The sequence below is a fragment of the Rhodococcus tibetensis genome (genome assembly GCF_024438035.1).
Classification (GTDB): Bacteria; Actinomycetota; Actinomycetes; order Mycobacteriales; family Mycobacteriaceae; genus Rhodococcus_F; species Rhodococcus_F tibetensis.
In genome coordinates this window covers 21305-39297 of the sequence record NZ_JANFQF010000028.1, presented here as the reverse complement: position 1 = coordinate 39297, position 17993 = coordinate 21305, and the positions used below count along the sequence as shown (strand labels likewise).

The window sequence follows — 17993 nt, the reverse complement described above, 5'->3', positions numbered from 1 at the left end:
ACGCAACAAGTATGAGTATCGAAGACGGTCCTGGTGACACCCTCAACCCTGCCGAGAGCCTCGACGCGGACGAGGTACGGAACAACGACGGCGACGACGTCGTGGATCCGCCGGAACACTGGAGTGAAGCCGACAAGTTCGGCACGACACCACGCGAAGAGCGTGAAGGCGAATCTCTCGATCAGAAACTGTCCGAGGAAGAGCCCGACGTGCCTGTCGAGGTACCGCCGGAAATTCCCGTGGCAGCCGCGCCGAACGAGTCCCTGACCGAGGACGATGTCGACCGAGTTCTCGATGACGACGTCGAGGTGCCGGGCGACGGCAGCAAGTCGGCGGATGTGGTCGACGGCGTGATCGTCGAAGATTCGCGGGTCGACAAAGGTCAGATCGACGGCACTCCCGAAGGCAGGGACTCCTTCTTTCCCATCGTGGATTGACTCGACACTCGGCACAGCGAACAGAGGAAACCAGATGAACGTGGCACACGCCCCCGAGCGCGAACGGGATTCGACCGACAGCGGCAGCCAACTCAACGGTTATGTGGCGACGATGGCGATCTACACCTTCGTCGTCGCCGTAGTCACAGTGCTCGGCGCTCTCACCAACCGGCAACTTCCGCGTGCCATGACCGTGCGCGAACTCGTCATCACGGCGCTTGCAGCGCACAAGGTTTCCCGAACGGTAACCAAGGACGCCATCACCACACCGCTCCGTGCACCGTTCACCGAGCACGCCGGGGACGGGGGCCCCGGCGAGGTGATGGAGAAGCCACAGGCCTCCGACGGCATCATGCACAGCATCGGCGAATTGCTGACCTGTCCGTTCTGCTTCGACGTCTGGGTGATCACCGGGTTCACCATCGGGCACGTCTTCGCGCCCCGGGCGACACGCTTGGTGGCCGACGCGATGGCAGCTCTGGCCGGCGCGGACTTCCTGCAACTCTCGTATGCCACCGCCCAACGCATAGCGGAAGGCTAGTTCGCGGCGGTGCACTCCCGGCCCTCCGACTCGGCCGTGGAGTTGTCGACGATGTCGGACGCTATTCCCGCAGTTTCACATTGCGGTGCTGCGAATACGTGACCAGCGCTTGGCTCAGTGTGGTGCGAGTGTCCAGTTCGGGGCGCAGTTGATCGGTCTCGCGTTCACCGTCCGCGATGAGAGTCTCCCGGAACCAGGACCCGTTCGACGATGATGTAACGCCGAGCAATAGACACTCCTCGCTGGTGTTGGCGGACCGGGTTAAGCAAGCCCCGGCTCTCCGGCGTTACAGCCAGCGCGGCGGTTCCCCGGCGTCGCCGTCGATGGCCACGCCGACGGCTCCACGGCCCGCGGCCCACCGCACCACGGCCGAGGGCGGCCCGGAGATCTTCGTTGTGGTCGGCGACTCTGGGCTTAGTGCAATCGGCGCGCTGCCGTTGATCTCGAGCACGAGTCCGGCGCCGAGGTCCTTGCGCCGCCACATCCCGACGATGTCGGTGAGCAGCGACTCGAGGACCACGCCGGGGAAGTCGCCGAACCGGCCGCCGTTGTCGAGGTCGACGGCGTGGATCCACACCTCCCGGGTGCGCATCCACGCCGTCTCCGACACCGGCACGAGCCGTCCCTGCGCGGTGCGGACCTGCGCATCCCACGCCGAGGCGGGCAGGTTGCGCCATTTCTCGTCGAGCCGGGCGACGGTGTGGTCGAAGAGGTTCCGCAGCGCCGCCGCCGACAGGGTGGCGCCCTCGGCGATCTCCCGGCCCCGCTGCTCCGGCGACGCATACATCGGGGTCTGCACCCCGGTGGCGGCCCAGTCCAGCAGCCGGCACAACGCGGCCGCGTTGTAACCGACGTGCGCGACCAGGTGTCGCCGCGACCACCCAGACAAGACGGTGTCACCGTCGAGGTCGGTGTCGGACAGCTCAGCGAGGCGCTGCGCGAAATATGCGGTGCCACGGCGGGCGATCAGCAACCGCTCAGCCAGCGGAAGATCGTGGAAACTCACGCCTCCTACTTGACGATCGTCGTGTTGCGGACGGTGCCCAGGCCCTCGATGGTGACCTCGACGGTCTGACCGTCCTGAATGTAGAGACCGGGCTTGCGCGCGTGCCCGACCCCGCCCGGGGTGCCGGTGATCACCACATCACCGGGCTGCAACGTCACGATGTGCGAGATGTATTCGATGAGTTTGGCCGGGGTGAAGACCAGATCGTCGGTCGTGGTGGACTGCACCACCTGCCCCTCCAGTGTGGTGACCAGGGTCCCACCGAACGTGTAGGAGTCGGTGGTCGTCAGGAACGGCCCGAAACCGCTGGTCTTCTCGAACGTCTTGCCCTGATCCCACTGCAGCGTCCGGTACTGGTAATCGCGCATCGTGTAATCGTTCATCACCGAATACCCGGCGATGTAGGACTCCGCCTCGGCCTCCGCGACCTGATAGGCCGGTTTACCGACGACGAACGCCAACTCCCCCTCCCAATCCAACCGCGCGGCCGCATACGACGGGACGACCACGTCGTCGTACGGGCCGGTCAACGCTTCCTTGAACTTCGCGAACAGGGTCGGATACTCCGGCAGGTCCCGGCCCATCTCCTGGATGTGGTTGACGTAGTTCAACCCGACGCAGATGATCTTCCCCGGGTTCGGGACCACGGGTGCGTAATCCGCACCATCGAGGTCGACGGTGGCACCGGAGGCGTTCTGCGCGATCGTCTTCCAGTCCGGGACGCCCAACAACGCCGACAGGTCCGGATACCCGTCGATGATCGTGGCTGTGGTGTCGGAATCGACACGGACGGCGACGGTGGTCCCATCGTGGCGCAAGGTGGCAAGCTTCATGAGGTTTCAGGCTCCTTCGGAAATGAACGTGCGATCAAAGTGCAGGCGCTCGACGATCGGGGCGTCGGAAAACGCAAACAGGTCGAACTGGGTATCGGCCTGGATCGACCACTGCGTCCACGACGGGACGACGATCATGTCGCCCATGCCGACCCCGCGGGTCTGGCCGCCGAGGAGGAACCGGCCGGATCCTTCGAACACCTGATACACCGTCGACCCGACATCGCGGCGCGGCCGCGTGCGCGCGCCGGCGCGGAGGCGGTGGAACTCGGCGCGGATCGTGGGCATCACGTCGCCGCCGGTGGTGGGGTTGGTGTACCGGACCGCGGCGTGGCCGGGTTCGGTGGTCGCCGCAAACCCCTCGTCCTCGAGTTGCAGTTGCTCGCGCAGTGCGGCGTCGGTGTGCTCCCACCGGTACGCCGCGATCGGCGAACTGGTTTTCGCGTCCAACCCGACCAGTGGCCGCAGCCCTGGGTGCGCCCATAGGCGTTCCGACCGGGAAGCATCCGGGGTGGAGTCGTCGGTGACGTTCTCGGACCCGAATTCGAAGAACCCGGTGTCGGTGTAGTGCACGAACGGGATGTCGAGGCCGTCGATCCAGGCCATCGGCTGATCCGTTTCGTTGTGGTGGCCGTGGAAGTGCCAGCCCGGGGTGAGCAGGAAGTCGCCGCGCCGCATCGCGACCGGGTCCCCGTTGATGACCGTCCATACCCCCTCCCCCTCGACGACGAACCGGAATGCGTTCTGCGCGTGCCGATGCTCGGGGGCCACCTCCTTCGGGCCCAAATACTGGATGGCCGCCCACAACGTCGGTGTCACATACGGCACCCCACCCAAACCGGGATTGGCTAGCGCAATGGCGCGCCGCTCGCCGCCACGACCGACCGGCACCAGATCCCCGGCCCGCTGCGCCAACGGATACAACGTCGACCACTTCCACACGAACGGCACCGCCCGCGACGCCGGCGTCATCGGCATCAGATCACCGAGCTGGGTCCACAACGGATTCAGGTGCTCGGTTTCGAAATCGGCGTACAGCCGATCCAGTTCTGAATCGTTGGCGTGGGCGGTAGTCATGGCTTCTCCTCGTGAGCACTCGCGTGCGACGTCGTGCTCAACGTAGGCACGACAGCATCGAAGGAGTTATTAAATTCCGTTCTACGGAATCTGGGCGTCGGCTCAGCCGGTGTGCGCGATCTCGATCTCGATGTCACGCGCGACGCTGCGCATCTGGGCGATTAGAGGACCGTGTAGGTGTTGCCGGTACCGGGTTGTCGGCACGGACGCTGTGAGCGCGGCGATCGACCGACGCCGGCCGTTGCGCAGTGTCAGTCCGAACGCGGCGACCCCGGCCTCCGTCTGCTCGACATTCACCGCAAATCCTACGGTGTGCGCCGCCGCCAGTTCGCTGGCGAATATCTCGAACTCCCCCGGTGAGAACCGACGGTCCACGTCATAACTCGGATCCGGCCGCGGATCTACGTGCGGTTCCGCGGCCGGCCTCAGATAGAGCTGCTCGAGGGTGTGCCGGGGTAGCTCGGCCAACAAGATCCGCCCTCCGGCGGTACGTTCGGCGGGCAGTACCTGGCCCTGCCGGTCCCCCACCCGCAACATGGATACCGCCTCGGCCGAGTAGAGGAATCGCACCTGGGACCCCACACGGATGACCAGGTTGACCGTCTCGCCGGTCAGTGTGGCCAGCGCATCCAGGTGTGGTCGGCATACGTCGGTCAGTTCGCGGGTCCAGTCGTATCGCGCTGGACCCACCCCCATCGCCGGTCCGGGGTGGTAGCGACGTTTCTCGTCCTGCACGGCGAATCCCCGGTAGACGAGCATGGCCAGCAACCGGTGTGCGGTGGACGGCGCGGTTCCGAGTTCCTCGGCTGCGTCTTTCAGTCGTAGAGCGCCGACGTCGCGGAGCAGCTGCAGCAGCCGCAGCACATTGTCGACCGATTCCAGAGGGTATGAAGGCCGGGTGATCGCGCTTCCCGCCTTCCGACCCGGACTAGTGTTCTGCATGGCAGAACTATATTGCCCAATGGTCGAGACAGGCATGAGAGTGGAGACGGTCGCGAACGCACAGTGGCGGTACGCAGGAGGCAGATCTTTCATCGATCACTCCCGTACTTTTCTGACGATAGTTTGCTGTGGGACTGGGAAGGGTCCGACGATCCGGGATCGGCGGACCTCCAGGGCGCCGAAGGTGCGGCACTCATCGAGGAGATTGACGTCGGTGGCCGCGAGATCGGCCCCTGAATGTCCACGAGGTCGAACAGCCTCACGCTGGATGATCTTCAACGCCTGGCAATTATGACGATCGTTCCGTCCTGCGCGATGTCGGGACGGCACCGTCATGTGTACGGATCCTCCACATGACAGTCAGGATCGTAGTGAGGTCGTCCATTACTCCGCTTCACTTGGCGTCGTAGCGTTTCCCTCGGGCCCGATTACGGGCGCCCTTCGTCCCAAGTTACGAAACCACCCATTGCGCGTGGGGTCACGGGTGGGGGCACCGTTTTGCGGGATTGCGTCGGCCTGAGTTTGCCGAGGTCCTCGCGACACTGTGGCGCATGACCCGCACCGGAAAGATCGGAGAAGTTCAATGACGGTTGCAGCAGACCTCAGCACATCGAGCGAGGGTGGGCATCATTTCCGGTCTGCCAGCGTGCTTGTTCCGCAAGAAGGGATTCCGCAGCCTCCGACGGAGCTGTCTGTTGATGAAGAGCGGCTGCTCCGTAAGCGCGAGCTGGCTGCCTCGTTCCGGTTGTTCGGCAAGTTCGGGTTCGGCGAAGGAGTCGCCGGCCACATGACAGTGCGCGACCCCGAGCTAAACGACCACTTCTGGGTCAATCCATTCGTCCGAAGCTTCAACCAAATCCGTGTCTCTGATCTGATCCTTGTGGACGAAAGGGGCAAGGTAGTGGAAGGCCGCGGCACGGTCAATCTGGCTGGCTTCTACATCCACTCCGAGGTACACAAGGCGCGCCCCGACGTCGTAGCAGCCGCGCATACACACTCGGTGCACGGCCGGGCCCTTGCCTCTCTCGGCCAGAAGATCTTGCCGTTGAATCAAGATTCCACCGCCTTCTTCGAGGACCACGCACTCTATGACTACTACGGCGGTCCCGCGGGATATCAGGAAGAAGGACAAAGGATCGCGCTCGCGCTCGGCGACAAGAAGGCCGCGGTGCTGCAGCACCATGGCCTGATCACCACCGGGCATTCCGTGGGCGAGGCGGCGTGGTGGTTCATCGCGATGGAGCGCACCGCGCAGGTGCAACTAGCGGCCATGGCCGCAGGCCAGGCGCTGGAGATGGATCATGAGACGGCTCGATTCTCCTACAACGAGGTGGGAACTCACTTCGCGGGTTGGCTCAGCTTCCGGCCGCTGTGGGACGAGATCATCACAGAACAGCCGGACCTCTTCGATTGACGCGGACGCGGTGCCGCCGGGAATCGGCGCTGAACTCGCCGATTCCCGGCGCGGCAGCCGCTGGTCGCTGCGCGGTGCGAGAGCGCCTCGAACTTGCACCGACGCGTCACGGGATCTGCGGTGGACGCGCTCGGCGACCCTCGACCGCCTCTCCTCCCCACCATCGGCCAAACCCACTCGCACCCACTCGGTGAGGTGTGCCGATAGGGTGACTAAATCTCCATAGACTGACGCCGAGGAGATCGGATGCAAGAAGGCTGGCTCGAGCTCCTGCTCGGTGACACGACTGCCGAGGAACTGATCGCCCACCGCGACGCGTTGCTGTCGATGCCAGAAACGGACCCTTCCCAGGTCACCGCGGCGGCGAACGCCACCCTCGAACTCCGGGCCCTGCTCGATCAGCGACGCCAGCGAGCGACGGAGTTGGCCGCGCTCAACGACATCTCCACGCAGTTGACGACGATGCACGATCACCGCGCACTGCTCACGGAGATCGTCAGTCAGGTCAAGCGGCTCCTGGGCGTCGACTTGGCGTATATCGGCCTTATCAGCGGTGAGGGATTGATCATCGAAGTCGCCAGTGGGGCCTACACCTCTCACTTGCAGGGTCTGGAATTGCCCCGGCACGAGGGATTGATGGGTCGGGTGATCGCGCGACGTGAGCCGGTGTGGACATCCGATTACCCCCACGACCCGTCGTTTCCACACACTGGAAAGGCGGACGCCGCCGCGCGCTCCGAGAACATGCGTGGCCTGTTGTCCGTGCCACTTCAGTTGGGCGGGAGGGTATTCGGTGCCCTCACCGCATGCAAACGGCAGGAGCGTACCTTCAGCAACGATGAGATCGCCTTGTTGTCGGCGCTCGCGGCGCATGCCTCCGTAGCGATCGACAATCTCCGCTCGCTGGAGCAGTACCGGGCGACCGTCGACGAAGTCAACGCCGCGAATGCCGAACTGGCTCGGCGCACCGAAGTGCTCGAGCAGACACTGCGATGGGACCGTTCCCTGACCGAGGTGGTTCTGCGCGGCGGTGGTGTGCGTGACCTGATCCGGGAGATGTCCTCCTCCACCGGCTGTCCGATGTTCTTCGTATCCCAGCCAGGCGATCTACCTGAGGGGTTGGACGGCTCGAAAGAGGCTGTCGCCGAGCTCTTCGCGATGCTCGACACCGACAGCGCCGAGAATACGGCGATGCGGCCCCGCGGGGACGGTTACATCGTCGTCGGCCGGGAGGTGCGTGCCGCCGGCGATCGACTCGGTGTCCTGCTGATGCTGTGCCGGGATGAGGAACCTGGTGCCGGTCGCCTGCTCATCCTTGACCGATCGGCCCCCGCCCTCGCGCTGGCGTTGGTCGGGGAGCGCGCCGCCCACGAGGTAACTCGTCGCGCGCGGGATGCGTTCGTCATCGACCTCCTCACTCGCCCTTCATCCGTCGAGAAGGAGAGCCGTCAGCAGTTCCGCCTCGCCGGGCTGAACCCCGACCGGACATACACCGTTGTCGTCGCCCGCCCCGCGGACGATGTCGGGCGAACCCGGTCGGCAATCGGACAGATCGACCTGCCGTCTAGCACGGTGGTCGCCGAGTACGGGTCCCGCGTCGTTGTCCTCGTCCCGAGCATGGAACCGGCCGACGTCGTGGAGGCGTGGGTGCAGCCCGATACCGAGCCCACCGTCGGACTGGCCGATCCTGCCCGAGGTGGCGACGGATTGGCACAGGCCTTCACCGCGGCCGAGCAGACAGTGGACGTCCTCGAGACTCTCGGGCGCCGCTCCCAGGTGGTGCCGGCGAGCATGCTGGGCATCTACCGAGTCCTCCTCAGCCGGACGAGCAGGGAACAGCTCGAAGCGGTGGCGGAGCAGACACTCGGCCCGCTCTTGCGCGAACAGGAGCCGCGGGGGGCTCCGCTGATCGACACGCTGACGTCCTACCTCGAGCATGATCGTCGGCACGCGGCCACCGCCGCGGATCTCGGCATTCACGTCAACACCCTCTATCAAAGGTTGGAGTCGATCGACCGACTCATCGGTGTGGGCTGGCGCGAGCCGGAGCAGGCGTTCGATCTGCAACTCCTGCTCCGGCTCCGTGGCGGCTCTGCCCGACTGACTCAACGGTGACCCCGTCAGCGGGTTACCGCAGCCGCGCCTCGGGTTGTTCCTCCGTTGGACAGTCCGCGGACCCCGACCGTCGCGACTGCGACACGACCGTCAGGACGGCCGCAATCAGCATGACAGCTCCCACCACCCAGAGCCCGGCCTTGACACTGCCGGTGAGGTCGGTGAGCCAGCCCGTCACATACGGCGCCCCGAAACCGGAGAGGTTTCCGATCGAGTTGACCATCGCGATACCCGCCGCAGCGCCGGTTCCCGCGAGGAAGGTCGTCGGCAGATACCAGAAGACCGGCATCGCGCAGAGCACGCCGACGGCGCACAGGGTCACGGCCGCCATCGCCGCGAACGGCGAATCCAGGTACAAGGCAACCGGAATCGACACCGCTCCGAGGAGCGTGGGGGCCGCCACGTGCCACACCCGCTCCCCCGTGCGATCCGAGTGCCGACTCCAGAGCACCATCGCCACCGCACCGACCAAAAATGGCACCGCGACTATGAGCCCGGTCTGAAACACCGAGTACGTGGCGCCGAAGGTCGTCGCGAGGCCGGCGACGATGGTCGGCAGGAAGAAACTCAGCGCGTACAGACCGTAGGTGATACCGAAGTACACGAACCCGAACCCGAGGACTCGGGGATTGCACAGAGTTCGCAGTACGGAGGTGCGGGGTTGATGTGCCGCGGTCTCGTGCTCTTCGGCGGCCATCGTGTCGACGAGCCAGGCACGCTCCTGGTCGTCCAGCCACTTCGCCTGAAAAGGTCGGTCGGTCAGGTAGAACCACACCACGAAGGCGAGAAGGACAGCGGGTAGGCCCTCGATCAGGTACATCACGCGCCAGCCGGACAGTCCGAAGAGTCCATCACCGAACTGCATGATCGCCGCCGACAGCGGTGCGCCGATCACGGACGACGCGGGCAGGGTGAGGAGAAACAGCCCAAGCAGGCGCACCCGGTACTTCTTCGGAAACCAGAACGTCAGATACAGCATCACACCGGGAAAGAACCCCGCCTCGGCCGCACCGAGCAAAATCCGCAGAACGTATAAACTGCCCACATTGGGAACGAAGGCGAGCGCCGCAGCGAGAATGCCCCAGGTAAGCATGATCCGGGCAATCCACAACCGGGCACCGAAGCGGTGCAGGGCAAGGTTGCTCGGCACCTCGAAGATTAGATAGCCGACGAAGAACAGGCCCGACGCGAGACCGAACATGGTCTCGGTCATTCCGAGTTCCGCTCCCATGGTGAGCTTCGCGAACCCGATGTTCGTTCGGTCGAGGTAGTTGACGAAATACAGCACTGCCAAGAATGGAATCAGGCGGCGGGCAACCTTCTTCACCACCCGTGTTTCCATTGCCATCCCCTCGTTGGCACTGGCTGTGGCACCAGCGTTTGTCATGGTCATACGTCGAACTCCTCGTGAAGGTGTGAAGATGAAGGGGCGTCCCCCTCGGCCGCTCGGCGTGGGTCCGGCCGACGGAAACATCCGAAGGTGATAGACGCCACACTACGAAGGAAAAGTTCCGGCCAACATAGACATTGGGCCCACACTCGTGAGAGATGTGTGGAGAGAACGTCCGTAGGAAGAGCCGTGCTGCGCCGCCTAGCGTTGGTGCCCCACACCAAACATGCCACCCCCGGATTCCGGGCGCAGGAAGCACTTCGGCCGGCCGCGCTCGGACCGTCCCGATCCCCGGGGTGCGATCGGCCGATGGCCCGCTTTACCCGAACGTCACGACCTTCGCTCGAAACGACTCGTACCCAATCGAATCAGAATCCACTACGTCGATGACGCGAGCCCGCCCCGCCGACTCGTCCACCGCCGGTCGATAAGGTCAGAATCGGTGACCGAGGCGATGAAACGACTCCATGTCGCGGTAGCCGGCACGCGATCCGGCGCACTGCACATACAGCCAGCGATCGAGGTCATCCGCATCCTCGCCGAACGGCTCGTCCACGATTACCGCCGGCCACGAGTCACCGGTACGGAGGTCGATCCGGCCGCCGCCGTAAACTTGTACTCCACCAACTTCGCCGGGGTGAAGACCAGATCGTCGGTCGTGGTGGTCTGCACCACCTGCCCCTCCAGTGTGGTGACCAGGGTCCCACCGAACGTGTAGGAGTCGGTGGTCGTCAGGAACGGTCCGAAACCGCTGGTCTTCTCGAACGTCTTGCCCTGATCCCACTGCAGCGTCCGGTACTGGTAATCGCGCATCGTGTAATCGTTCATCACCGAATACCCGGCGATGTAGGACTCGGCGTCCGCTTCGGAGACCTGATAGGCCGGTTTACCGACGACGAACGCCAACTCCCCCTCCCAATCCAACCGCGCGGCCGCATACGACGGGACGACCACGTCGTCGTACGGGCCGGTCAACGCTTCCTTGAACTTCGAGAACAGGGTCGGATACTCCGGCAGGTCCCGGCCCATCTCCTGGATGTGGTTGACGTAGTTCAACCCGACGCAGATGATCTTCCCCGGGACCACGGGTGCGTAATCCGCACCATCGAGGTCGACGGTGGCACCGGAGGCGTTCTGCGCGATCGTCTTCCAGTCCGGGACGCCCAACAACGCCGACAGGTCCGGATACCCGTCGATGATCGTGGCTGTGGTGTCGGAATCGACACGGACGGCGACGGTGGTCCCATCGTGGCGCAAGGTGGCAAGCTTCATGAGGTTTCAGGCTCCTTCGGAAATGAACGTGCGATCAAAGTGCAGGCACTCGACGATGGTGCCGGCCTCGATCGACCACTCCGTCCAGGACGGGACGACGATCATGTCGCCGTGCCAACCTGACGGACCTCGCCGGCGAGAACGAACCGCCCGGGACCCTCGAACACCTGGTAGATGGCGGAACAGACATCCCGCGTGGCCGGGTGCGGGTCGCCGGCGCGGATCGTGGGCATCATGTCCCCGCCGGTGGTCGGGCTGGGTATTGGCCCAAAGTCGGCAATCATCTCGCGGATCTCGTCCTCGGTCAGCTCCTTCGGACCTGGAAGTCCTTGTGGCCCTTGCGCGGGGACGTCTGGCCGTGTGCCGCGATCGCCGACGGCGCCTCGGCGATGATCAGGCCGGCGGACGCCCTCAGCTCCGTCGGGGGCTCGCCTGGACCGTAGGCACGTCGGCCAGTCAGCGGAGCCATCACGATGCGCTTGGCCAAGCGCTTGCTGCCCAGACTTCGGGGTCGAAATCGGTGGGCATGACCGGTCGCCTCCTACTGAGCGAGAGTGAGGGTGACGGCCGTGGCCACGGAGATCACCACGAGGAGGATGGGAGCCATAGCATTGCCGCGGGTCTTGGGGTCCGCGTAGTCGCCGGCTTTTGCGTGAAAGCCCACTGCGCCGACCAGCAGGAGGGCGAAACCGATGGCAGCGGCGACACCGATGGGCTGCCAGAAGAGGCCGATGGCCAGGCCGACGGCGGCCGCGACCTCGGCCAGTCCGATGAAGCGGACCAGGCCGGAGCTGAGGCCCATATGCGACTGCAGCATGGCGGGCACGTCTCCCTTGAGGAGCGCCTTGGGGGCGCCGGAAGCGAGCGTCGCGAGGCCCAGCAGAACGCTGAGGACGGCAGCGGCGATGTGCATGCGGGGAATCCCTTTCAGGTGTTCGACGCGGCGTCGGCAGACGTGCGTCATGCGGTGTTTTCTCGATGGAGCTGGGCAGAACCCGGCCGCGCGTGTGGACGGATTCGGGCACGTGATGACCGTGAGCGACACGGCTGGGCGGCGCCCCGGATCAGAGCTCCGGGTCACCCCCACGGCACGGTCAGCGAGTCGTGCGGACCTCGGCGTAGTCCAGACGCGGCGAACGCGCGAAGTGGCCGTCGGCGACGGGTTTGCCGATGTTGACGACCATCAGGGGGAGGTGGTCCTCGTCGAGGAACTCCTTCTGGATGCCGGCGTGGTCGATGCCGTTCATCGGACCGGCCGCCAGGCCCAGGGCACGGACGCCGATGATGAAGTACGCGGCCTGCATCGCCGCGTTCAGCACGGCCGACTGCTCACGGACCGAGCGCTCGGAGAAGAACGCGTCCTTGGCCGCGGGGAAGGCGGGGAACAGCCGCGGCAGTTCCTCGTGGAACTCGGCGTCCGCGGACAGGATCACGGCCAGCGGGGCGGCGGCGGTCTTCGCCTGGTTGCCCTCGGCCATGTGCTGCACCAGACGCTGCCGCGCCTCAGACGAGCGGACGACCGTCAGGCGCAGCGGGGATTGGTTGAAGGCGGTCGGGGCGATTTTGATCAGGTCGTAGATGGCCTGCACCTGCTCGTCGGTCACTGGCTCGTCAGCGAACGCGTGCGTGGTGTGGGCCTCGCGGAACAGGAGATCCAGGGCGGTGGAGTCGAGAGCGAAAGGCATGACTGTCCTTGGTCAGATTGGATGGGATGAGGAGCCGTAGCCCCTTGATTGCTGGTCCACCGATCCCGGCGGGATACCGGCACTGTTGTGCGGCCGCAGGTACGACCCGCAAGGCTGCACGCGCCCGGCCGACGCATGTCACTGCGAGGTCACCTTGATTGGAACAATATCATTCGCATGCCGATGATTGCAATAACAACCATCGCCTCGAGTATCATTCCCCTGTGACAGAAGAAGACGTCTTGGACCCCGATCGGGAGCACGCCTGGCGCGCAGCACTCAAGGGACACGCCCTGTTAGTGGCCCGCTTGGACGCGGACCTGCGAGAACAGACGGACATGTCCTTGATCGACTACGACGTCCTGGTGCAGCTGTCCGAGGCTCCGGAGCGCCGCCTGTCGATGGCGGACCTGGCCCGAGCCGTCGTATACAGCCGGAGTGGCCTGACGCGCCTGGTCGACTCGCTCGAGCGCCGGGGATTGGTCACCCGGGAGCGCAGCAGCAGCGACCGCCGATCCTGGTACGCCGTGCTCACCGATGACGGCGTGGCGGCCCTGGAGGACGCCTGGCCGGTGCATGCCGCCGGAGTAAGAGAACATTTCGCTGCGCATACCAGCCCCGAGCAGGCCCGGACACTAGCCGCCGTGTTCGGTTCCGTCATCGCCGCACTCGCCCCCGACAGCAACGAACTGCGTCACTACCACCCCCACGGGCAAAGCACTTCCTGAGGAACGACTCCGGGGCGACAGCGGGGTCTCTGCCCACGGCCCGTGATCGCCTCCCCACCGGCGGAGGCCGCCCGAGCAGCGGGGACGTCCACCCTTCCGGCTGCGTCATGGGGGCTGCGTCATCGGGCACGCCGCCGCAGCCCCTCGAACCAGCGCGCTCAGCTCGCGGAAGCCAGGGCTTCCTTCGCCTGGGAAAGGCTTACGACCCGGCCGCCCAGGCCGCCGAACTGGTGCAGGTCGCCGCCGACCTCGATCCGGCCGGACACCTCGACGCCGCCCACCTTCAACGGCATGAAGCCGGCCGCCGTGATGAGACGCTCGACCGTCGACTCGGCGGCCGCGTGGGCGGTGGCATAGAACAGCACCGCGCGCTCGGGCTTGCGGTTGGCATCTGCGCTCAGCGACTCGGCCCCCACCGTGCCGAAGGCCTTGACGAAGTACGCGCCCTGCGGCACCAAGCCAGCCACGAGCTCGCCGGAGGACTCGCTCTCCGGTAGCGTGCGCCGGAAGCCACCCTTGCCATCAGCGGCGAGCGGGTTCGAGGCGTCGACGACAATCTTGCCCGGCAGGACGTCGGCGTACTGCTGCACCATGTCCTGGATAGTGTCGAGCCACACCGCGAAGATCACCGTGTCTGCCTTGGCGATGGCGTCCGGCACCGAGGCCGACTCGGCCAGCGACCCGAGCTCTTTGGCCAGCGACTCCCCCTGAGCCACATTCCTGGTAGCGATGACGATGCGTTCGCCACCAGACACCAGTCCACGCGCCAGCCGAGCTCCGACATTGCCCGCCCCAATGATGGCCGTCGCCATGACTTGCTCCTTTCGTCCGTTATCCGGATCACCCAAGAAGACCCCGGGCGTCACCCGCGCCGTCAGGTGACGGACGCGCCTCGACGATTAATTGCGAGGAGAATCGTCTTTGTGAGTATAGTTGCAGTGCGAACTACTCGCCGCATCGGTGGCGGGGACGGCGCGCCGGTCGCGCCAGGAACTACTCCGCACAAGGAGGGATCGACCATCGCCAGGACGATGCGCGCGGTCGTGCTCACCGAGCCCGGCCCCGTCGAGAAGCTGCAGATCCGAGAACTGCCGGTTCCCGAACCGCGACCGGGCTCGGTGCGGATCGCGGTGAAGGCGTTCGGACTCAACCGTTCCGACTATCACATGCGCATGGGCCTCGCCGAAGGAGTGCGTTATCCCATCGTGCCCGGGCTGGAGGCCGTCGGCGTCGTGGATGCCGCGCCCGGCAGCGATCTGCGTCCCGGCCAACAGGTCGCCGCGCTGATGGGCGGAATGGGCCGCGCCTACAACGGCGGGTATGCCGAGTACACGGTCGTGCCGCGCAGCTCGGTGGTACCGTTCCGCTCCTGTCTGCCATGGGATGTTCTCGGCGCTGTTCCGGAGACCCTGCAGACCGCCTACGGTTCGCTCACCACGGGGCTGGATCTGAAATCCGGTCAGACCCTGTTGATCCGGGGCGGCACCTCCGCCCTCGGCTTCGCGACGGCGGCCCTGGCCCACGACCTGGGTGCCACCGTACTGGCCACCACCCGGCAGCCCGACCGACTCGATAACCTCGAGACTCACGCAGTCGACCATCCGATCCTGGACAACGGCGCCATCGCGAACCAGGTCCACCGCATCAAGCCCGGCGGAGTCGACGCCGCGCTGGAACTGGTGGGTACCCCGACCCTCCCCGACACCCTGGTCTCTACTCGGATCCACGGAACGGTGTGTTTCGCCGGAATGCTGTCCGACCAGTGGACCGTGCGCGACTTCTACCCCATCGCGTACATCCCCCGCGGCGTGCGCCTCACGTCCTACAGCGGAGGCTCAGCGGACCTTCCCGCACCGGTGCTGCAGCGCTACCTGGACCGAATAAGCGACGGCGCATTCGGCCTCGGCCCCCTCCGCACCTACAGCATGGACCAGATCCGCGACGCCCATCACGCCGTGGCGACCAACAGCATCAGCGGAAAAATCGTGGTCTTGACCCCGTCCGGTCTCAAAGAAGCCGGCGAAGCCGCCATGACCGAGGAACCACTCCCCCGCACCAGCCAGTGAAAGAAGGCATGTGATGAGGACCCCTCAGCTCGATCCTCGCCGGTCGCAAAGTGGTTTCGTCCTCGCTGGCGCTGCGGGCGCTCCACCTTGACACGGTTGCGGTCCCCATGCGACCAGGCGCCGGGCGACGACGAGGGCACACCGGAAACAGCCAATGGATCCCCCACCCGGACTGGATCCGAATCACAGATAAGGAACTCTGATGCGCGCAGCGTGGTACGACCGCAAAGGCAGAGCCCGCGAGGTTCTGGAAGTCGGTGATCTACCGGATCCCGAACCCGGACCCGGCGAGGTCCGCATCCGTACCAGCGCCTCAGGTATCAACCCCGGTGATGTGGGCAAGCGTTGGGGCCTGCCCGGCGCGCCCATGCCGTTCCCGCGGGTCATCCCGCACAGTGACGGGTCAGGTGTGATCGATGCCGTCGGTTCCGGTGTCGACGGCCAGCGGGTGGGGCAGAACGTGTGGTGCTACGGCGCACAGTCCTACCGGCCGTTCGGCACTGCCGCGGAGTACTGCGTCGTCCCCGACGCCCTGGCCGTGCGGCTGCCGGACGACGCCGACACCATCCTCCTCGACCAGGCCGCCTGCCTCGGCATCGCTGGTATCACCGGGTACCGAGCACTGTTCGCTGACGGTCCGCTGGACGGATTGACCGCCCTGATCTACGGCGCGGCAGGCGGAGTCGGCTCCATCGCCACCCAGATGGCCGTCAGGGACGGAGCCCGGGTCATCGGCGTCGTCCGCACCCCCGCACAACAGGACTTCGTGCGCGGCCTCGGCGCACATGAGGTGTTCCTCACCAGCGATCCGCACCTCCTCGCAGACGTCCGGAAGGCTGCACCGGACGGAGTGAACCGGATCGCCGAGGTCGACTTCGCCGGACACATCGAGTTCAACTCCAAGATTGTCGCCGTCGGTGCCACCATCAGCTCCTACTACTCCTCGGACGCCCGGCCACACATCCCCTACTGGCCGCTCGGCTTCGCCGACACCAACCTCCGTCTGTTGGGCAGCGACGACTTCGCCCCCGCAGTGAAGGCCCACGCCGCCGCCGAACTCACCGCCGCGCTCCTCGACGGCGGCCTGCGGATCTCTATCTCCGAGCGGCTCCCCCTCGACCGCATCGCCACCGCTCACGAACACATCGAGCGCGGTGGAGGCGGGCGCGTACTGCTCGGCCTCTGAGGATGGCTTCCCGGCCTCCCCGAGTGCCGGGAGTCAGCAGACGCCACGCCACCCTCCACACCAGGAAGAGAGACACCCATGTCCACGACTGTCACCGCCGCTGTCGCTCCGGGCACCGGCCAGCCCCTGACCATCCAGCAGCTCCAGCTCGACGACCTCCGCCCCGACGAAGTCCGGGTGCACATGGTGGCCACCGGTATCTGCCACACCGATGCCATCGTGCGCGACGGCATCTACCCCACCCCGCTACCCGCTGTGCTCGGCCACGAAGGCGCCGGCATCGTCGAAGCGGTCGGCAGCGCCATCATCACCGTGGCCCCGGGTGACCACGTCGTGCTGTCCGCCGCGTACTGCGGTCACTGCAAGAACTGCCGCGCCGGGCTGGTGGCCTACTGCGAGAACCTGATGGCGGAGGACTTCGGCGGCCGCCGCCGCGACGGCAGCACCTCCCTCTCCTCCGAGACGGGGCCCATTTCCTCGCACTTCTTCGGCCAGTCGGCCTTCGCCACACGGGCAAACGTCGTCGAGACCAGCATCATCAAGGTCGACCCCACCGTCCCGCTCGCCGCCCTGGCCCCGCTCGGCTGCGGCCTGCAGACCGGCGCGGGTGCCGTCTTCAACGAGCTGCGCCCCGAGGCCGGGACCTCGCTGGTGGTCTTTGGCGTCGGCGCGGTTGGCTCCGCCGCCATCATGGCCGCACGCGTCGCCGGCTGCACCACCGTCATCGGCGTCGACCTGCACGACTCCCGCCTGCACCTCGCCGAACAGATCGGCGCGACCCACACCATCAACCCGGCCACCACCGACGTCGTCGCCGAGATCGCGAAGATCACCCGCGGCGAGGGCGTCAACTACGCACTCGACACCACCGCGGTGCCCACCGTCCTGCGCCAGGCCGCCGCCGCCCTCTCGATCCGCGGCACCCTCGCCCTCGTCGGTGCGGCCAAGCCCGGCACCGACGTCAGCTTCGAGATCGGCTCATCCCTAGTCAAGGGATGGACCTTCAAGACGATCATTCAGGGCAGCGCCGTGCCGCAGGTCTTCATCCCCCGCCTCGTCAAACTCTGGCAGCAGGGCCGCTTCCCCTTCGACAAGCTCATCCAGACCTACGCCCTCGACGACATCAACACCGCCTTCGCCGACTCCGAAAGCGGCAAGATCATCAAACCGGTCATCGTCTTCTGAGCCCGGCAAGCTCGGCTTCGACCGCGGGTCGGCGCAGGCCGCGACAGCCTGCGCCGACCCCGTGCGACTCGAACAAGAAGTAAGGAGTCCTAAATCATGCCGGGTGGACCGAGTAG

General features: G+C 65.9%; 19 protein-coding genes and 1 pseudogene. 8 read left to right on the top strand and 12 right to left on the bottom strand.

Features of this window, described 5'->3' with window-relative positions; translation table 11 throughout:
- The first annotated feature begins 11 nt into the window (after positions 1-11).
- Together NOF53_RS24870 and NOF53_RS24865 are read left to right on the top strand one after the other, a co-directional pair.
- Entirely contained in the window at positions 12-437 is a 426-nt protein-coding gene (locus NOF53_RS24870; protein WP_255973861.1) for a hypothetical protein, read from the top strand.
- A 34-nt stretch (positions 438-471) separates the two neighbouring features.
- Positions 472-978 carry a DUF1360 domain-containing protein gene (locus tag NOF53_RS24865; RefSeq protein WP_255973859.1) on the top strand — a complete coding sequence of 169 codons (507 nt, stop codon included), beginning with the start codon at positions 472-474 and terminating at the stop codon, positions 976-978.
- 61 nt (positions 979-1039) lie between these two features.
- Here the strand turns inward: NOF53_RS24865 and NOF53_RS24860 are convergent, their stop codons facing one another.
- The 5 genes from NOF53_RS24860 to NOF53_RS24840 all read right to left on the bottom strand — a co-directional run bounded on the left by NOF53_RS24860 (position 1040) and on the right by NOF53_RS24840 (position 4836).
- On the bottom strand, positions 1040-1207 hold the full coding sequence (locus NOF53_RS24860; protein WP_308213867.1) for a hypothetical protein: 168 nt from the start codon (positions 1205-1207) through the stop codon (positions 1040-1042).
- Positions 1208-1264: 57 nt separating this feature from the next.
- Complete coding sequence (locus NOF53_RS24855) at positions 1265-1984, bottom strand: maleylpyruvate isomerase family mycothiol-dependent enzyme (protein ID WP_255973857.1); 720 nt, start codon at positions 1982-1984, stop codon at positions 1265-1267.
- Between the two features lie 5 nt (positions 1985-1989).
- On the bottom strand, positions 1990-2817 hold the full coding sequence (locus NOF53_RS24850) for a fumarylacetoacetate hydrolase family protein (protein WP_255973855.1): 828 nt from the start codon (positions 2815-2817) through the stop codon (positions 1990-1992).
- A gap of 6 nt (positions 2818-2823) precedes the next feature.
- Entirely contained in the window at positions 2824-3894 is a 1071-nt protein-coding gene (locus NOF53_RS24845; RefSeq protein WP_255973853.1) for a cupin domain-containing protein, read from the bottom strand.
- Between the two features lie 102 nt (positions 3895-3996).
- Complete coding sequence (locus NOF53_RS24840) at positions 3997-4836, bottom strand: IclR family transcriptional regulator (RefSeq protein ID WP_255973851.1); 840 nt, start codon at positions 4834-4836, stop codon at positions 3997-3999.
- 583 nt (positions 4837-5419) lie between these two features.
- Between NOF53_RS24840 and NOF53_RS24835 the strand changes: the two genes are divergently transcribed.
- Complete coding sequence (locus NOF53_RS24835) at positions 5420-6250, top strand: class II aldolase/adducin family protein (protein ID WP_255973849.1); 831 nt, start codon at positions 5420-5422, stop codon at positions 6248-6250.
- A 246-nt stretch (positions 6251-6496) separates the two neighbouring features.
- Positions 6497-8365: a helix-turn-helix domain-containing protein gene (locus tag NOF53_RS24830; protein ID WP_255973847.1), complete on the top strand. Its 1869-nt coding sequence runs from the start codon at positions 6497-6499 to the stop codon at positions 8363-8365.
- A gap of 13 nt (positions 8366-8378) precedes the next feature.
- Here NOF53_RS24830 and NOF53_RS24825 read toward each other — a convergent pair whose 3' ends face one another.
- The 6 genes and pseudogenes from NOF53_RS24825 to NOF53_RS24800 all read right to left on the bottom strand — a co-directional run bounded on the left by NOF53_RS24825 (position 8379) and on the right by NOF53_RS24800 (position 12712).
- A complete protein-coding gene (locus NOF53_RS24825) occupies positions 8379-9758 on the bottom strand; it encodes an MFS transporter (RefSeq protein ID WP_255973845.1) in 1380 nt (459 codons plus the stop codon).
- 430 nt (positions 9759-10188) lie between these two features.
- Positions 10189-10311 carry a hypothetical protein gene (locus tag NOF53_RS24820; protein ID WP_255973843.1) on the bottom strand — a complete coding sequence of 41 codons (123 nt, stop codon included), beginning with the start codon at positions 10309-10311 and terminating at the stop codon, positions 10189-10191.
- A 59-nt stretch (positions 10312-10370) separates the two neighbouring features.
- Positions 10371-11027, bottom strand: a pseudogene (locus tag NOF53_RS24815) (fumarylacetoacetate hydrolase family protein); the annotation flags it as partial.
- A gap of 304 nt (positions 11028-11331) precedes the next feature.
- A complete protein-coding gene (locus tag NOF53_RS24810; RefSeq protein WP_255973841.1) occupies positions 11332-11514 on the bottom strand; it encodes a hypothetical protein in 183 nt (60 codons plus the stop codon).
- Between the two features lie 54 nt (positions 11515-11568).
- Complete coding sequence (locus NOF53_RS24805; protein ID WP_255973839.1) at positions 11569-11991, bottom strand: DoxX family protein; 423 nt, start codon at positions 11989-11991, stop codon at positions 11569-11571.
- A 130-nt stretch (positions 11992-12121) separates the two neighbouring features.
- Positions 12122-12712: a malonic semialdehyde reductase gene (locus tag NOF53_RS24800; RefSeq protein ID WP_255973837.1), complete on the bottom strand. Its 591-nt coding sequence runs from the start codon at positions 12710-12712 to the stop codon at positions 12122-12124.
- 224 nt (positions 12713-12936) lie between these two features.
- Between NOF53_RS24800 and NOF53_RS24795 the strand changes: the two genes are divergently transcribed.
- Entirely contained in the window at positions 12937-13440 is a 504-nt protein-coding gene (locus NOF53_RS24795) for a MarR family winged helix-turn-helix transcriptional regulator (protein WP_255973835.1), read from the top strand.
- A 158-nt stretch (positions 13441-13598) separates the two neighbouring features.
- Here the strand turns inward: NOF53_RS24795 and NOF53_RS24790 are convergent, their stop codons facing one another.
- Positions 13599-14252, bottom strand: a complete 654-nt coding sequence (locus NOF53_RS24790) for an NADPH-dependent F420 reductase (RefSeq protein ID WP_255973833.1) — start codon at positions 14250-14252, stop codon at positions 13599-13601.
- 111 nt (positions 14253-14363) lie between these two features.
- On the opposite strand from NOF53_RS24790, the gene NOF53_RS24785 reads away from it, so the two are divergent.
- The 3 genes from NOF53_RS24785 (at position 14364) to NOF53_RS24775 (ending at position 17877) form a co-directional block, all read left to right on the top strand.
- Positions 14364-15506, top strand: a complete 1143-nt coding sequence (locus tag NOF53_RS24785; protein ID WP_255973831.1) for an alcohol dehydrogenase catalytic domain-containing protein — start codon at positions 14364-14366, stop codon at positions 15504-15506.
- Positions 15507-15708: 202 nt separating this feature from the next.
- Positions 15709-16692, top strand: coding sequence for an NADPH:quinone reductase (locus NOF53_RS24780; RefSeq protein ID WP_255973830.1), 984 nt, complete (start codon positions 15709-15711; stop codon positions 16690-16692).
- Between the two features lie 78 nt (positions 16693-16770).
- A complete protein-coding gene (locus NOF53_RS24775; protein WP_255973828.1) occupies positions 16771-17877 on the top strand; it encodes an NAD(P)-dependent alcohol dehydrogenase in 1107 nt (368 codons plus the stop codon).
- Positions 17878-17993: the final 116 nt, after the last annotated feature.

Coding starts and splice junctions, on each gene's coding strand:
- NOF53_RS24775 (WP_255973828.1), top strand. CDS start 16,771: ATGTCCACGACTGTCACCGCCGCTGTCGCTCCGGGCACCGGCCAGCCC.
- NOF53_RS24825 (WP_255973845.1), bottom strand. CDS start 9,758: ATGACCATGACAAACGCTGGTGCCACAGCCAGTGCCAACGAGGGGATG.
- NOF53_RS24865 (WP_255973859.1), top strand. CDS start 472: ATGAACGTGGCACACGCCCCCGAGCGCGAACGGGATTCGACCGACAGC.
- NOF53_RS24870 (WP_255973861.1), top strand. CDS start 12: ATGAGTATCGAAGACGGTCCTGGTGACACCCTCAACCCTGCCGAGAGC.
- NOF53_RS24845 (WP_255973853.1), bottom strand. CDS start 3,894: ATGACTACCGCCCACGCCAACGATTCAGAACTGGATCGGCTGTACGCC.
- NOF53_RS24780 (WP_255973830.1), top strand. CDS start 15,709: ATGCGCGCAGCGTGGTACGACCGCAAAGGCAGAGCCCGCGAGGTTCTG.
- NOF53_RS24835 (WP_255973849.1), top strand. CDS start 5,420: ATGACGGTTGCAGCAGACCTCAGCACATCGAGCGAGGGTGGGCATCAT.
- NOF53_RS24805 (WP_255973839.1), bottom strand. CDS start 11,991: ATGACGCACGTCTGCCGACGCCGCGTCGAACACCTGAAAGGGATTCCC.
- NOF53_RS24790 (WP_255973833.1), bottom strand. CDS start 14,252: ATGGCGACGGCCATCATTGGGGCGGGCAATGTCGGAGCTCGGCTGGCG.
- NOF53_RS24850 (WP_255973855.1), bottom strand. CDS start 2,817: ATGAAGCTTGCCACCTTGCGCCACGATGGGACCACCGTCGCCGTCCGT.
- NOF53_RS24830 (WP_255973847.1), top strand. CDS start 6,497: ATGCAAGAAGGCTGGCTCGAGCTCCTGCTCGGTGACACGACTGCCGAG.
- NOF53_RS24840 (WP_255973851.1), bottom strand. CDS start 4,836: ATGCAGAACACTAGTCCGGGTCGGAAGGCGGGAAGCGCGATCACCCGG.
- NOF53_RS24800 (WP_255973837.1), bottom strand. CDS start 12,712: ATGCCTTTCGCTCTCGACTCCACCGCCCTGGATCTCCTGTTCCGCGAG.